This is a genomic window from Rhizobium sp. BK049, assembly GCF_014193135.1.
In the GTDB taxonomy this organism is placed as follows: Bacteria; Pseudomonadota; Alphaproteobacteria; order Rhizobiales; family Rhizobiaceae; genus Rhizobium.
In genome coordinates this window covers 166194-179769 of the sequence record NZ_JACHYV010000007.1, presented here as the reverse complement: position 1 = coordinate 179769, position 13576 = coordinate 166194, and the positions used below count along the sequence as shown (strand labels likewise).

15 protein-coding genes are annotated in these 13576 nt (G+C 61.6%); 11 read left to right on the top strand and 4 right to left on the bottom strand.

The window, feature by feature from the left end; translation table 11 throughout:
• Window positions 1–110 precede the first annotated feature (110 nt).
• Together FHT70_RS10120 and FHT70_RS10115 are read left to right on the top strand one after the other, a co-directional pair.
• Window positions 111–680 (top strand): XRE family transcriptional regulator, encoded by a 570-nt coding sequence (locus FHT70_RS10120; RefSeq protein WP_183700683.1) that lies wholly within the window; start codon window positions 111–113, stop codon window positions 678–680.
• A 24-nt stretch (window positions 681–704) separates the two neighbouring features.
• Window positions 705–1223 (top strand): GNAT family N-acetyltransferase, encoded by a 519-nt coding sequence (locus FHT70_RS10115; protein WP_085776617.1) that lies wholly within the window; start codon window positions 705–707, stop codon window positions 1221–1223.
• Between the two features lie 21 nt (window positions 1224–1244).
• Here FHT70_RS10115 and FHT70_RS10110 read toward each other — a convergent pair whose 3' ends face one another.
• The gene (locus FHT70_RS10110) at window positions 1245–1850 is read right to left on the bottom strand and encodes an HAD-IA family hydrolase (RefSeq protein ID WP_183700681.1); all 606 of its coding nucleotides are present in this window, start codon (window positions 1848–1850) and stop codon (window positions 1245–1247) included.
• A gap of 134 nt (window positions 1851–1984) precedes the next feature.
• Between FHT70_RS10110 and FHT70_RS10105 the strand changes: the two genes are divergently transcribed.
• From FHT70_RS10105 to FHT70_RS10095, 3 genes are all read left to right on the top strand, one after another.
• Window positions 1985–3010, top strand: coding sequence for a histone deacetylase family protein (locus FHT70_RS10105; RefSeq protein WP_183700679.1), 1026 nt, complete (start codon window positions 1985–1987; stop codon window positions 3008–3010).
• A 9-nt stretch (window positions 3011–3019) separates the two neighbouring features.
• Complete coding sequence (gene recX, locus FHT70_RS10100; protein WP_183700782.1) at window positions 3020–3571, top strand: recombination regulator RecX; 552 nt, start codon at window positions 3020–3022, stop codon at window positions 3569–3571.
• A gap of 98 nt (window positions 3572–3669) precedes the next feature.
• Window positions 3670–4563, top strand: coding sequence for an EamA family transporter (locus tag FHT70_RS10095; protein WP_183700677.1), 894 nt, complete (start codon window positions 3670–3672; stop codon window positions 4561–4563).
• Here FHT70_RS10095 and FHT70_RS10090 read toward each other — a convergent pair whose 3' ends face one another.
• Window positions 4564–5031, bottom strand: coding sequence for a truncated hemoglobin (locus FHT70_RS10090; protein WP_183700675.1), 468 nt, complete (start codon window positions 5029–5031; stop codon window positions 4564–4566).
• Between the two features lie 172 nt (window positions 5032–5203).
• Between FHT70_RS10090 and mbfA the strand changes: the two genes are divergently transcribed.
• Window positions 5204–6187, top strand: a complete 984-nt coding sequence (gene mbfA, locus FHT70_RS10085; protein WP_097599540.1) for an iron exporter MbfA — start codon at window positions 5204–5206, stop codon at window positions 6185–6187.
• A gap of 265 nt (window positions 6188–6452) precedes the next feature.
• On the opposite strand, the gene FHT70_RS10080 is transcribed toward mbfA, so the two are convergent.
• Together FHT70_RS10080 and FHT70_RS10075 are read right to left on the bottom strand one after the other, a co-directional pair.
• On the bottom strand, window positions 6453–7052 hold the full coding sequence (locus tag FHT70_RS10080) for a transglutaminase-like cysteine peptidase (RefSeq protein ID WP_097599539.1): 600 nt from the start codon (window positions 7050–7052) through the stop codon (window positions 6453–6455).
• Between the two features lie 165 nt (window positions 7053–7217).
• Complete coding sequence (locus FHT70_RS10075; RefSeq protein WP_183700673.1) at window positions 7218–8042, bottom strand: alpha/beta hydrolase; 825 nt, start codon at window positions 8040–8042, stop codon at window positions 7218–7220.
• 179 nt (window positions 8043–8221) lie between these two features.
• On the opposite strand from FHT70_RS10075, the gene infC reads away from it, so the two are divergent.
• The 5 genes from infC (at window position 8222) to pheT (ending at window position 13542) form a co-directional block, all read left to right on the top strand.
• Window positions 8222–8758 carry a translation initiation factor IF-3 gene (gene infC, locus FHT70_RS10070; protein ID WP_073990355.1) on the top strand — a complete coding sequence of 179 codons (537 nt, stop codon included), beginning with the start codon at window positions 8222–8224 and terminating at the stop codon, window positions 8756–8758.
• A gap of 368 nt (window positions 8759–9126) precedes the next feature.
• Window positions 9127–9330, top strand: a complete 204-nt coding sequence (gene rpmI, locus FHT70_RS10065) for a 50S ribosomal protein L35 (protein ID WP_011423646.1) — start codon at window positions 9127–9129, stop codon at window positions 9328–9330.
• A gap of 39 nt (window positions 9331–9369) precedes the next feature.
• Window positions 9370–9774 carry a 50S ribosomal protein L20 gene (rplT, locus tag FHT70_RS10060; protein WP_097599537.1) on the top strand — a complete coding sequence of 135 codons (405 nt, stop codon included), beginning with the start codon at window positions 9370–9372 and terminating at the stop codon, window positions 9772–9774.
• 245 nt (window positions 9775–10019) lie between these two features.
• Window positions 10020–11102, top strand: a complete 1083-nt coding sequence (pheS, locus tag FHT70_RS10055) for a phenylalanine--tRNA ligase subunit alpha (protein ID WP_183700671.1) — start codon at window positions 10020–10022, stop codon at window positions 11100–11102.
• Window positions 11103–11118: 16 nt separating this feature from the next.
• Window positions 11119–13542: a phenylalanine--tRNA ligase subunit beta gene (pheT, locus tag FHT70_RS10050; protein WP_183700669.1), complete on the top strand. Its 2424-nt coding sequence runs from the start codon at window positions 11119–11121 to the stop codon at window positions 13540–13542.
• Window positions 13543–13576: the final 34 nt, after the last annotated feature.

The window sequence follows — 13576 nt, the reverse complement described above, 5'->3', positions numbered from 1 at the left end:
CCATATATCGGCGGCACGGCGGTGAAGGCAAGCGCGACGACGCATCAAAAAGACGCTTGATTCCATGATGAGATAAGATATTTCTCTTATAGTAGAATCTTGGATCGGCGATGGAACAGGAACTCGAACAGGCGATCGGCAGCCGCATTCGCACCTTGCGGCTGGAAAAGGGCCTGACGCTGGATGAGCTTTCCGAGGCGTCTGGCGTCAGCCGCGCGATGATTTCGCGCATAGAGCGGGCGGAGGCGAGCCCGACCGCCTCGCTGCTGGCAAGGGTCTGCGCCGCGCTCGGCCTGTCGCTCTCAGCCTTCTTTGCAGAGGAGGGGCAGCAAGCCTCGCCGCTGGCGCGGCGGCAGGAACAGCAGGTCTGGCGCGATCCGGAAACCGGTTATCTCAGGCGCGCGATATCGGCGCCCGGCACCGGCTCCGCCGTCGATATCGTCGAAGTCGAATTTCCACCCGGCGCCCGCGTCAGCTTCCCACCGCATGCGGCATCCCATGACATGACACAGCATGTCTGGCTCTTCGATGGCGAGCTGGAGATGACTGCGGGTGAGACGGTCTACCGGCTGCGTCCAGGCGACTGCCTGTTCATGCCCGTCGGCGAGGGCCATTCCTTCCATAATCCCGGCAATGCCCCGGCGCGCTATTGCGTCGTGCTCGATCGCGGCGGCCGATGACGACCTTCATTTCAGGAGAAGACCATGCCTGACATTCGCATCCTTTCTGCTGAGGAGGCCCACGCTGCAATTCCGGCCCTCTCGGAGGTACTGGCCGATTGCGTCACGGGCGGCGCTTCCGTCGGCTTCATGCAGCCCTATGGACCGGAAGATGCCGAGCCCTATTGGCTGGACGTTGCAGATGCAGTCGCCGCCGGCAGCAGTCTACTGCTGGTCGCCAAACTCGATGGCCGGATCGTCGGCACGGTGCAGGTGGGTGCCGCGCAGATGCCGAACCAGCCGCATCGCGGCGACCTGAAAAAGCTCCTGGTGCATCGCTCCGCTCGCGGCAAGGGTCTCGCACGCCTGTTGATGGAAGCTGCCGAACGCGAAGCGGCCGCCCGCGGTAAAACCCTGCTCGTGCTCGACACGGCAACCGGCAGCGATGCCGAAGCCATCTACCCGCGCCTCGGCTGGCAGCGCGTCGGCGTCATCCCGGATTATGCGCTGTGGCCGGAAGGCGGCTTCTGCGACACCACGCTGTTCTACAAGCGGCTCGCCTGATTGCGCCCGCGTGGCCCATGCTCACCTTGCGAATATTGGAAACGCGCCGGTAAGCGTCACGCCCGCCGTCCAATGCGTCGCGTTCCAGCCGAACTGCCGCGCTGCTTCGATGTTGGCCGCCATATCGTCGACAAAGGCGATCTCCTCAGGCAGGACCCCCGCGCGTTCGGTCGCCAGCCGGAAGAAATCAGGCGACGGTTTGCTGTGTCCGAGTGCTGCCGAATAGATGATGTCGTCGAAGTGGGCGCAAAGGCCCAGCTGTTCCATCAGATAATGCGCCCGCCTGTGCTCCTGGTTCGTCGCCAGGAAGAGAGTGATACCGCTTCGCCTGAGAGCGGCGAGATCCGCCAGCAGATTGCGGTCGAGCCGGGAATCGTTTTCGAACCAGTAGTCGATCAGCGCCGCGGCGCTGAGATGGGGCGCGATCTTTGCGAGCACGCCGGCGAGCGTTGGCTCCAGTGCTTCGCGGCCGATGATGATGGCGCCCCAGTGAACCTGGAAAAACTCCTGCTGCAGCAGATCGGGTCGCAGGCCGAGATCGCGCTCGAGATAGGTGAAGTGGGGCAGCCCGTCGGCCGGGCGGCCATGGATGAGCACGCCGTCGACATCGACCATCAGCACTTTCATGCGGCAGTTTCCTTCGGACTCAAAACATCGCGAAGGGTGAAGTCATTCACTTTGGCGATCAAGGGCGCCGCGCCGGCTTTTTTGTCGCGGCCGACCCATGTAAATCTCGAATTCCAATCAAGGACGGATCCGAAATGCGCGTCATCTATTCCGAAGACCATAAGCTGCGTGACGCCAGGACCGAGCTCTATGCCGGCCAGCTGGTGACGCCCTTCGAGGCGCCGTTTCGGGCCGAGTGGATCCTGGCGGCGGTCAAGGAAGCGGGTTTTGCCGATGTCGCAGCGCCGGACGCGCATGGGCTGGAAGCGGCCCGAAAGGTGCATGACCCCGCCTATCTCGATTTTCTCGCCACCGTCTGGGATCGCTGGGTGGCGGCCGGTTTCGAAGGCGAAGCGATCGCCAATTCCTTCCCAGTTCGTCGCACCAGCCATCGCGTCCCGGACAATATCGTCGGAGCGATCGGCCATTATGCCAATGCCGCCGACACCTCCATAACCAAGGGCTCTTATGAAGCGGCGATCGCCTCCATGCGTTGCGCCATCACCGGAGCGGATTGGCTGAATGCCGGCAACCGGTTCGCCTTTGCGCTTTGCCGTCCGCCCGGCCATCATGCCGGCATCGATCTCTTCGGCGGCTATTGCTTCATCAACAATGCGGGCGTCGCGGCCCAGCGGCTCATCGAGCACGGCGCGAAGAAGATCGCCGTGCTCGATGTCGATTTCCATCACGGCAACGGCACGCAGGACCTGTTCTATCACAGAGGCGATGTCTTCACCGCCTCGCTGCATGGCGATCCGATGTTTGCCTTTCCCTATTTCCTCGGCCATGCCGACGAGGAAGGAGAAGGGCAGGGTACGGGCAGCAACCGCAACTATCCGATGCCGCCGCACACGCCCTGGCAGGTCTGGTCTTCGGCCCTTGCCGATGCGCTCGCCCGCATCAAGGCTTTCGGCGCCGAGGCGATCGTTGTGGCGCTCGGCGTCGATACCTTCGAGCGCGACCCGATCTCCTTTTTCCAGCTGAAGTCGGAAGACTTCATTCGCATGGGAGAGATGATCTCCGCCGCCGGCCTGCCCGTCGTCACCTGCATGGAGGGCGGTTACGGCGTGCCGGAAATTGGCCTCAACGTCGCCAATGTCCTCAAGGGCCTGGAAGCCTGATTGCTTGATATGACCGACGAGATCGTTCCATCCGACATTCCGACGCCTCGCATGCTGAGCTGGGCCCGCAACTCCGCCATCTATCGCTTGGAGCGGCGGATGATGACCGAAAAGCAGCTGTTTGACGCGATCACCCGCAAGGCGAAGGAGAAGTTCGAGGATATCGGTGCGGCGCAACTCAAGGCCCTTGCCGATTTCGCCGTCAGGTTCGCCTATGACAACAAGGCGCTCGATGATGGCGCCTATGCCGAGATCAGCACGCGTTCCCAGCTACGCGGCGGCAGATCGAAGCGCGCCATCGCCCGGAAACTTGCGGCCAAGGGCGTCGCTGGTGATAAGGTAGGGGCCGCCCTTGAGGAGGCTGACGATCTCTATGCTGCTGCGATATTTGCCCGCAAACGCGCCTTCGGCCCCTTCCGCCGCGTCGAGCTTGACGAAAAGCGAAAGGCCAAAGAGCTTTCGGCCTTCGCCCGCAACGGCTTCAGCTTCGACATCGGCAGGAAGGTGTTCGACATGAGTTTGGAGGATGCCGAAGAGGTCATCCTGGCCTGCCGTCTCTGATCTTGCATAAGGCCTTTTACTGGCCGGATCAGAAGTTTGAATTTGTCGCTCGCAGACCGTCTTCGTAAGAACAGCGCACAATCGGCGAGGGGACGGGTATGGAAGAAAGAGCAAATGCCGGCGCGGGCACGCTGACCGCAGAGGCGTCAACAGCATTTGGCGGGGTGGCGACTGGCGGGCTAATGTGTCTCCTATCCATGTCGTCGATCCAGTTCGGCGCCGCACTCTCATCCTCAGCCATCTCAACCTATGGGCCGGCCGGCGCCTCTTGGCTGCGCCTGGCTTTTGCGGCCATCATTCTCGCCCTTGTCGTGCGGCCGCGCGTCTTCAGCTACACAAGGGCGCAATGGACGAGCGCTCTGGTCCTCGGCGCGGCGACAGCGCTGATGACCATGAGCTTCTTCGCGGCGATCGCGCGCATTCCCCTCGGTCTTGCCGTAGCGATCGATTTTCTCGGCCCGCTTTTCGTTGCGACCATCGGCTATGGCCTCAGCCGGCGTCTCCTCTGGCCTCTCATTGCAGCATTTGGCGTTCTGGCGCTTGCTCATGACGGTGAAGGCTGGGTCGGCAATATCGAGGGCATTCTTTTTGCACTCGGCGCCGGAACCGGATGGGCGATCTATATCGTCCTGACAAAAAAGATCGGCGCGAGCTTCAAGGGGCTGGAGGGGCTTTCCATATCGCTGATGGCCGCCGCTCTTGTCGCGACACCCTTCGGCATCGCCGGCGCCATCCCGAAGCTCGATGCTTACGGCCTTGTTGAAATGGTCGGCCTTGCCGTTCTCGTGCCGCTGCTTCCCTACACGCTGGAGCTGATCGCCTTGCGGCGCATGCCGACGGCATCTTTCGGCATTCTCATGAGCCTCGAGCCGGCCATCGCGGCACTCGCCGGTTTCGTCATTCTGGCCCAGCCGATGACGCTGCTGCAGATGGCCGGAACTGCCTTGGTGGTCGCCGCAAGTGTTGGCGCGACCTTTTCCGCTCGGCAGTGATCAGCCCGCCTTTTTCGCCGGATCGTCGAGAGCGGGATTGTAGAACAGCGACAGCGTCAGGCTTTTGGCAATCCGCTCGGCGGTCGCCATGAACCAGACCTTGGCTTCCGACGAGGGGGCGATCTCGTCAAGCGTTGCGGCGAACAGCGACAGCCACTTCGGAAAGAGATCGGGCGTCAGGTTCTGAACGCCGGTATGCGCCTGCACCGGCTTGCCGCCATAGGCGCCGCTGCGGAAGGCAACGGCCGACCAGAAGCTCTTCATCTTCTCTATATGCTCCGGCCAGCGGCCGGAAAGCCGCGCATCGAATACCGGGCCGAGATCGGGATGTTCCAGCACGCGCCCGTAGAAAGTCTCGACCAGCCTGCCGATAAAGGCCTCGTCGACCCCTATCGTCCGCATCTCGGCCTCCGCCTTTTCGCGGATCGCTGCGACATGGGCAGGGCGGCCCTGAATGTCATTGTTCATCATAAACCCCGGCGCCGCATGATGCGGCGTCTCTCATATAAGTCTTTACCTCAGCGAACCAAAGCCGCTCGTGCGGATTGCGGCAATCTGTCAGCCGGTCCGCCTCGGCCACTTGACCACCATCGCTTCCTTGCCTAGGTTTAGAATTATTCTAAATTTTTTGGAGAACTTTATGCTGGCGCGTTTTTTCAGGTCGCCGAAACGATCCTTTGATTCGCTCTCCGAGCAGGAGATTCTCGCCCTTGCGATTGCCTCCGAGGAAGATGACGCCCGCATCTATCTCGCCTATGCCGACAAGCTGCGCCCTGAATTTCCGGCTTCGGCCAAGGTCTTTGAAGATATGGCCGAGGTCGAGGATACGCACCGCAAATCGCTGTTCGAAATCCATCGTCAACGTTTCGGCGAGCGCATCCCGCTGATTCGGCGCGAGCATGTGCAGGGCTTTTACGAACGCAAGCCGGACTGGCTGCGAGCCAACCTGTCGCTCGATGCGATGCGGCAGGAGACCGAGGCGATGGAGGAGCAGGCCTATCGATTTTATGTCGAGGCGGCAAAGCGCACCACCGACGCCTCGACGCGTGAGCTGCTCGGCGACCTCGCACTCGCCGAACAGGGGCACGAAGACATCGCCCGCATGCTTGGCGACAAACATACGCCTGAGGATATCAGGCGCGACGAGGACGAGACGGCGCACCGGCAATTCGTGCTGACCTATGTGCAGCCGGGCCTTGCCGGCTTGATGGACGGCTCGGTTTCGACGCTGGCGCCGATCTTTGCCGCAGCCTTCGCTACCCAGGATACATGGCAGACCTTCCTCGTCGGTCTTTCCGCCTCCGTCGGCGCCGGCATCTCGATGGGCTTCACCGAAGCCGCCCATGACGACGGGAAAATCTCCGGCCGGGGCTCGCCGGTCAAACGTGGCCTTGCCTGCGGCATCATGACGGCGCTCGGCGGCCTCGGCCATGCGCTGCCCTATCTGATCCCGCATTTCTGGACGGCAACGATCACTGCCGCCATCATCGTCTTCTTCGAGCTCTGGGCAATCGCCTTCATCCAGAACCGCTACATGGAAACCCCCTTCCTGCGCGCCGCCTTCCAGGTCGTGCTCGGCGGCGGCCTGGTACTCGCCGCCGGTATTTTGATTGGGAATGGGTGAGGAGCGGTCGGCGAAGCCGAGCAATCGATCCAGTGAATCGATTGCAGCGACGAACGCCCTGAGCCAAAGCGAAGGGCCGGGAGACGGTGCGGCATATCAACACCTCATCTCCGGCGGCACGCAGACGATCAGCCCTCAATGAGGTGCACAGCACGGACCTCGAAGGACGAGGACTGCGAAAGCTAACGACGACGCGTCTCCAATCTCCAAAAAGCAAAAGGCCGGCTTTCGCCGGCCTTTTCCCCCGCATCCCCCTTGAAAATTCTTAGCGAAGAGCGCCGACCAGAAGGTCGCGGCCGTTCTCGATGGTGACCCAACGGCCGGCATTGTAGCTCGACTGGCGCTTGACGAAGGTGTAGGGCGTCGCAAACCAGGGCTTCACGTCGGCTGCGAGATTGTCGAGCACGAAGTCGCCGTCGGCTGCGCGCAGCGTCAGGACGGCGTGGCCTTCACCGTCAGGCTTGCGCACGACGGTCATCAGCAGGTCGGCGGCCGAAAAGCCGCGCTGGATCAGCATGCGGCGCTTCAAGAGCGCGAAATCCTCGCAGTCGCCGGCGGTCGTCGGATAGGCCCAGACCTCGTCCTTGCCGTAGATTTCCTTGTCGGTCATCGGTTTGATCGTGCTGTTGACCGTAGCGTTGACCGAGCGGACGAGCGACCACTTCGCAGGCGTCATCTCGACCGGACCCGCATTGCGGTTCGCGCCGCACTCACTGCTGTGGGTCTGACAGAAATCATAATGGCCGATCGGCTGAGAGGTGGCGTTGCCTGTTACCATGGAAGCATTTCTGCTTGGAGCTGGGATGGCGGCAGTCGCCATCGCAAACACGGCCGTCATGGCCACAAAGATACCCTTGAATCGCACGCCCGCCCTTTCCTCGATCGCCCCTTAAATTATTAACAAATTGTTAATGGAGAGGGCCGAGAAGAGTCAATCGTTACTTCTTGGGAGAGCGTTGCGACGCGCCAACATGGTTAAAATGCAACGGGTTGGCGGCTTGCGTTAGGGGAATTTCTCGGTCGGTGCTGTTCAAATGGGCATCTGCATATTTGTTGATGAACGAATGATGCCTTTGACGGCGCTGAGCAGAAGGGCGATATCGCCCGGGCGGGAAAGGCGGTGGTCGCCATCGCGGATGAAGGTCAGCACCACGTCGTCGGCGGGAAGGTGCTCCAGAAGCTTCATTGCGTGCGCATGCGGCACGTCGGGATCTTTCATGCCCTGAAGGATATGCACCGGGCAGCCCGTCTCGATCATGCCGTCGAGCACCCGGTTCTTGCGCCCGTCCTCGATCAGTGCCTGCGTATAGATGTTCGGTTCGGGGCTGTATTGCGAGCGCTCTTCGAAATAGCCGCGCTCCGCCAGCGACTTGCGCTCCTTGGCCTTAAGGTTCGGCTCGATCAGTTCCGACGTGAAATCGGGCGCCGGCGCGATCAGCACCATACCGGCGAGCTTCGGACCACCCCGTCGGGCGAGTTCCTGCGCCAGCCGGAGCGCGATCCAGGCTCCCATCGAGGAACCGACGAGAATGATCCTGTCTGGCGCAAGATGACGAATGACGGCAAGCGCTTCCTCCAGCCAGCGCGAGATCGTGCCGTCGCGGAAGCTGCCGCCGGAAAGACCGTGGCCTGAATAGTCGAAGCGGATGCAGGCGGCCCCGAGTTCGCCCGCCAGCCCGTCGAACTCCAGGGCTTTGGTGCCGCTCATGTCCGAACGGTAGCCGGATAGCCAAACGAGAGACGGGACGGTATTGCCGGCTTGGGCGGGGCGGACGAGCATGGCGATTTCACGCGCCGCCTCGCCTTCACCGACCGTCATGAACTGGGGTTGGGTATTGGCCATCGGATCGGACATCGGCGAAACTCCTGTTGTTTTGGCCTATAAAACAGATTCTTGGCAGGCTGACAGCGGGTGATTTTTCCGCTATAGGGTGATATTGACTCCGTTGCAGCGATAACGAGATAGGTTTGCGCCCCTGATGATCCGGAGCGCGCGGCTGCAACGTTCTGAAACAACGCGAGGAGAATACGACCATTCGCAGACCTTTTAAGACCGATGCGCCCGTGAAGGACGGACCGCGCTCGAATCGTGAAATCCGCATTCCCAAAGTTCAGCTGATCGCGGCTGACGGACAGAATATGGGCGTCGTGCCCACCGACCAGGCCTTGAGAATGGCGGAAGAAGCCGGCCTCGATCTTGTCGAAATTTCCCCAAATGCCGAACCGCCGGTGTGTAAGATCCTCGATCTGGGCAAGCTGAAATATGCCAACCAGAAGAAGGCTGCCGAGGCGCGCAAGAAGCAGAAGATCGTCGAAGTCAAAGAAATCAAGATGCGCCCGAACATCGACACCCATGATTATGAGGTGAAGATGAAGGCGATGGGCCGCTTCTTCGACGAAGGCGACAAGGTCAAGGTGACGCTGAAATTCCGCGGCCGCGAAATGGCTCACCAGGAACTCGGCATGAAGCTTTTGCAGCAGGTCAAGGCGGATACGACCGAGATCGCCAAGGTGGAAGCCGAGCCCAAGCTCGAAGGCCGCCAGATGATGATGGTGCTGGCGCCGAAGTAAGCGCCAGTCACTTTTTGCCCAAGGCCGTCCGCAAGGGCGGCTTTTGTGCGTTCGGCCACCCTATCTTCGGCCCCTTTGTTTTATGCATGTCGTTATCCCGGAACCGCCGCACACTTCCGCGCGACATGCATAGCCGAAGATTCCTCCGCGGCCCCGTTGCACTTTCGTGACGCTGCGGTTATAAGCGCGCGTCCGAACTGACCGGCAGGGCATGCCGTGGCAGTTTCGAATGCTTGCGGAACGGTTCGTCGCTGATGCCGCAGATCAACAACAAACGCTCCCGCACCTTGTTGCGACGGCCGGAGAACCGGACTTCGCGAGGAGGGCTTTTTGATGAAGCGCGCAGGGAGGACAGAAGGAGTAGCAAAATGCCCAAGATGAAGACGAAGTCCGCTGCCAAGAAGCGGTTCAAGATCACCGCATCCGGCAAGGTCAAGGCGGCTGCCGCTGGCAAGCGCCATGGCATGATCAAGCGCACGAACAAGTTCATTCGCGATGCACGCGGCACGATGGTTCTCGCAGAACCCGATGGCCGCAAGGTCGTGAAGAACTATCTGCCGAACGGTCTCTGAGACTATTCCGGTAACGCGTTAGATTAAGGAGATCATGAAATGGCACGTGTAAAGAGAGGCGTCGCAGCCCACGCCAAGCATAAGAAGGTTCTGAAACAGGCGAAGGGCTTCTACGGCCGCCGCAAGAACACCATCCGTACCGCCAAGGCCGCCGTCGATCGCGCCAAGCAGTACGCCTACCGCGACCGCAAGGTCAACAAGCGCAATTTCCGCGCACTCTGGATCCAGCGCATCAACGCTGCCGTCCGCGAATTCGGCCTGACCTATGGCCGCTTCATCGACGGCCTGAACAAGGCAGGCATCGAAGTCGACCGCAAGGTTCTCTCCGACATGGCGATCCATGAGCCGGAAGCATTCGGCGCCCTGGTTGCTGCCGCTAAGAAGGCCCTTGAATATCTCAAGGACACCGGCACGGCGAACGAGTTTGAAGGCGCGGTTCGTTGAGCCGCGCGCGTTCGTAAGAACGCGCAAAGCTGGCTCAACTGCTTAAAGTGGCGCATGTACCTTTCGAGCGGGCTTCGCCCACACGGGACATGCGCTGCCAGCGCTTCCCAGGCTCTATGCTCTATTGAATTTTGGGAAACCCGCGCTGGTTTGGGCTAGCGCGGGTTTTTCTTTCTCTATACTCCTTGCGCCGGCCTCTCCAGCCCGCCTCTCGAACGCCGCCTGATCTGGACGGAAAGAAGACGATGTCAGATATCGACCAGCTTAAATCCACCTTGCTTGCCGAAATTTCCGCCGCCGGTGATGAGCCCGCGCTCGAGGCCGTGCGCGTGTCCGCCCTCGGCAAAAAGGGCTCTGTCTCCGAGCTCTTGAAGACGCTCGGCACCATGACGCCGGAGGAACGCCAGACCCGCGGCGCGGCGATCAACGCCTTGAAGAACGAGGTGACGGACGCCATTGCTGAGCGCAAATCGGTGCTGAAGATGGCGGCGGTCAATGCCCGTCTTAAGGCCGAGACGGTCGATGTCAGCCTTCCGGTGCGCTCCTCGCCCGCCGAGCGCGGCCGCATCCATCCGATCAGCCAGATCGTCGACGAGATCACCGCGATCTTCGCCGACATGGGTTTCTCGATCGCCGAAGGTCCCGATATCGAGACCGACTACTACAATTTCACCGCGCTGAATTTTCCCGAAGGCCATCCGGCCCGCGAGATGCACGACACCTTCTTCTTCAATCCGGATGAGAACGGCGAGCGCAAGGTGCTGCGCACCCATACCTCGCCGGTGCAGGTGCGCACCATGGAAGCGCAGCAGCCGCCGATCCGCATCATCATTCCCGGCAAGACATATCGTCAGGATAGCGACGCCACCCATTCGCCGATGTTCCATCAGGTCGAAGGCCTCGTCATCGACAAGAAGGCCAATGTCGCCAACATCCGCTGGGTGCTGGAAGAATTCTGCAAGGCCTTCTTCGAGGTCGAAAGCGTGACGATGCGTTTCCGCCCGTCCTTCTTCCCCTTCACCGAGCCCTCCTTCGAGGTCGATATCCAGTGCGACCGCTCCGGCCCGATCGTCAAGTTCGGCGAAGGCACCGACTGGATGGAGATTCTCGGCTGCGGCATGGTCCACCCGAACGTGCTGCGCTATGGCGGGCTAGATCCGGACGAATATCAGGGTTTTGCCTGGGGCATGGGTCTCGATCGCATCGCCATGCTGAAATACGGCATGCCCGACCTGCGCGACTTCTTCAATGCCGACGTCCGCTGGATGACGCATTACGGCTTCCGCCCGCTCGACATGCCGACACTGTTCGGCGGTCTGAGCGCTTGAACGGAGATTTGGGACGATGAAATTCACGCTCTCCTGGCTGAAAGAGCATCTCGAAACGGATGCCACGCTGGATGAAATCTGCGCCCGCCTCACCGAGATCGGGTTGGAAGTTGAAGATGTCGACGACAAGGCGGCGTTCAAGCCCTTCGTCATCGCCAAGGTCCTCTCGGCGGAAAAACATCCGCAGGCCGATCGCCTGAAGGTGCTGATGGTCGATACCGGATCCGGCGCGCCGGTACAGGTCGTCTGCGGCGCCCCGAATGCGCGCGCCGGCCTCGTCGGTGCCTTCGCCGCACCCGGAACCTACGTTCCCGGCATCGACGTCACGCTTGCCGTCGGCAATATTCGCGGCGTCGAAAGCCGCGGCATGATGTGCTCCGAAAAGGAGCTGCAGATCTCCGACAGTCATGACGGCATCATCGAACTGCCCGAGGATGCGCCGGTCGGCCAGAGTTACGCCGCCTATATCAATCTCGACGATCCGGTCATCGAGATCAACCTGACGCCGAACCGGCCGGATTGCACCTCCATCCACGGCATTGCCCGCGATCTTGCCGCCTCTGGTCTCGGCAGGCTGAAGATGCGCCCCGCGCCGTCCTTTGCCGTCGAAGGCGAGACGCCGGTCAAGTTGACCCTCGATCTCGATGATCCCAGGCTCTGCCCCGGTTTCGCGTTACGGCTTGTGCGCGGCGTCAGGAATGGCCCGAGCCCGCGCTGGATGCAGCAACGGCTCACAGCCATCGGCCTGCGCCCGATCAACGCGCTGGTTGACGTCACCAATTACATGACTTTCGATCAGGGCCGGCCGATCCATGTCTTCGATGCCGCCAAGATCAAGGGCAATCTCACCGTCCGCCGCGCGAGGGAAGGTGAGACCGTACTGGCGCTCGACCAGCGCGAATACAAGCTCGGCCCGAACAATGTCGTCATATCAGACGAGGACGGCATCGAATCGATCGGCGGCATCATGGGCGGCGAACATTCCGGCTGCGACGACAACACCGTCGACGTGCTGATCGAATCCGCTCTCTGGGACCCGATGAACATTGCCAAGTCGGGCCGCAGCCTCGGCATCATCACGGACGCACGCTACCGATTCGAACGCGGCGTCGATCCGGAATATATGGTTCCCGGTCTCGAACGCACGACCGAACTGGTGCTGGAACTCTGCGGCGGCACCGCTACCAGGGCCGAGATTGCCGGCTATCGCGGCTACGAACCGAAGGTTGTCGATTTCCCCTATTCGGAGGTCAAGCGCCTGACAGGCCTCGAAGTCTCGAATGAGGAAAGCAACACGATCCTGACGCGTCTCGGCTTCACGGTCTCAGGCTCCGGCGAGAGGGTCTCCGTCGCCGTTCCCTCCTGGCGTCCTGATGTCGACGGCAAGGCCGATCTCGTCGAGGAGGTCATGCGCATCCACGGCGTCGACAATATCAAGCCGGCGCCGCTCGAAAGCCATGCCGCCGTCAATGGCCGGATCCTGACGACGCTGCAGATCCGCACCCGCACGGCGAAGCGGGCGCTCGCCGCGCGCGGAATGCTGGAGGCCGTGACCTGGTCCTTCATTCCAGAGGATCAGGCAAAGCTGTTCGGCGGCGGTTCGCCCGCGCTCAAGCTTGCCAATCCGATCGCCGCCGAAATGTCGGACATGCGCCCGTCTTTGCTGCCGGGCCTGCTGACCGCGGCTCAGCGAAATGCCGATAAGGGTTACGCCGACGTCGCCATCTTCGAAGTCTCCGGCACTTATGAAAACGACCGGCCGGAAGGCCAGCGCCGCGTCGCCGGCGGCATCCGCCGCGGCACGGCCTCACTATCAGGCGCCGGCCGCATGTGGTCGAACGCCGCCAAGGGCGGCGGCAAGCCGGTCGACGTCTTCGACGCCAAGGCCGATGCGCTCGCCGTCATCGAAGCCTGCGGCCTGCCGATGGGCAATATCCAGATCGAGCAGGGCGGCCCCGAATGGTACCATCCCGGCCGCTCCGGCACGATCAAGATGGGGCCGAAGATCGTGCTCGGCTATTTCGGTGAATTCCATCCGCTGACGCTGGAAGCCCTCGATGTCTCCGGTGCTCTCTGCGGCTTCGAAGTCTATCTCGATGCCATGGCGGAGCCGAAAAAGAAGGCGACCCGCACCAAGCCGGCGCTCGATCTGTCGCCTTTCCAGGCCGTCAAGCGCGACTTCGCCTTCGTCGTCGACAAGACGGTGGAATCAGGCGCGATCGTCAAGGCTGCGACCGGCGCCGACCGTAAGCTCGTCACCGGCGTCACCGTCTTCGACATCTTCGAGGGCGCATCGGTCGGCGAGGGCAAGAAGTCGGTAGCGATCGAGGTTCAGATCCAGCCGGTCGAGCGCACGCTGACGGACGAGGATTTCGAGGCGCTGACGCAGAAGATAGTGGCCAGCGTCGCGAAATTCACCGGCGGCGTCCTCAGAAGCTGAGAGAAGATAGATTGGACTGGTCGCGCGAGCGGCC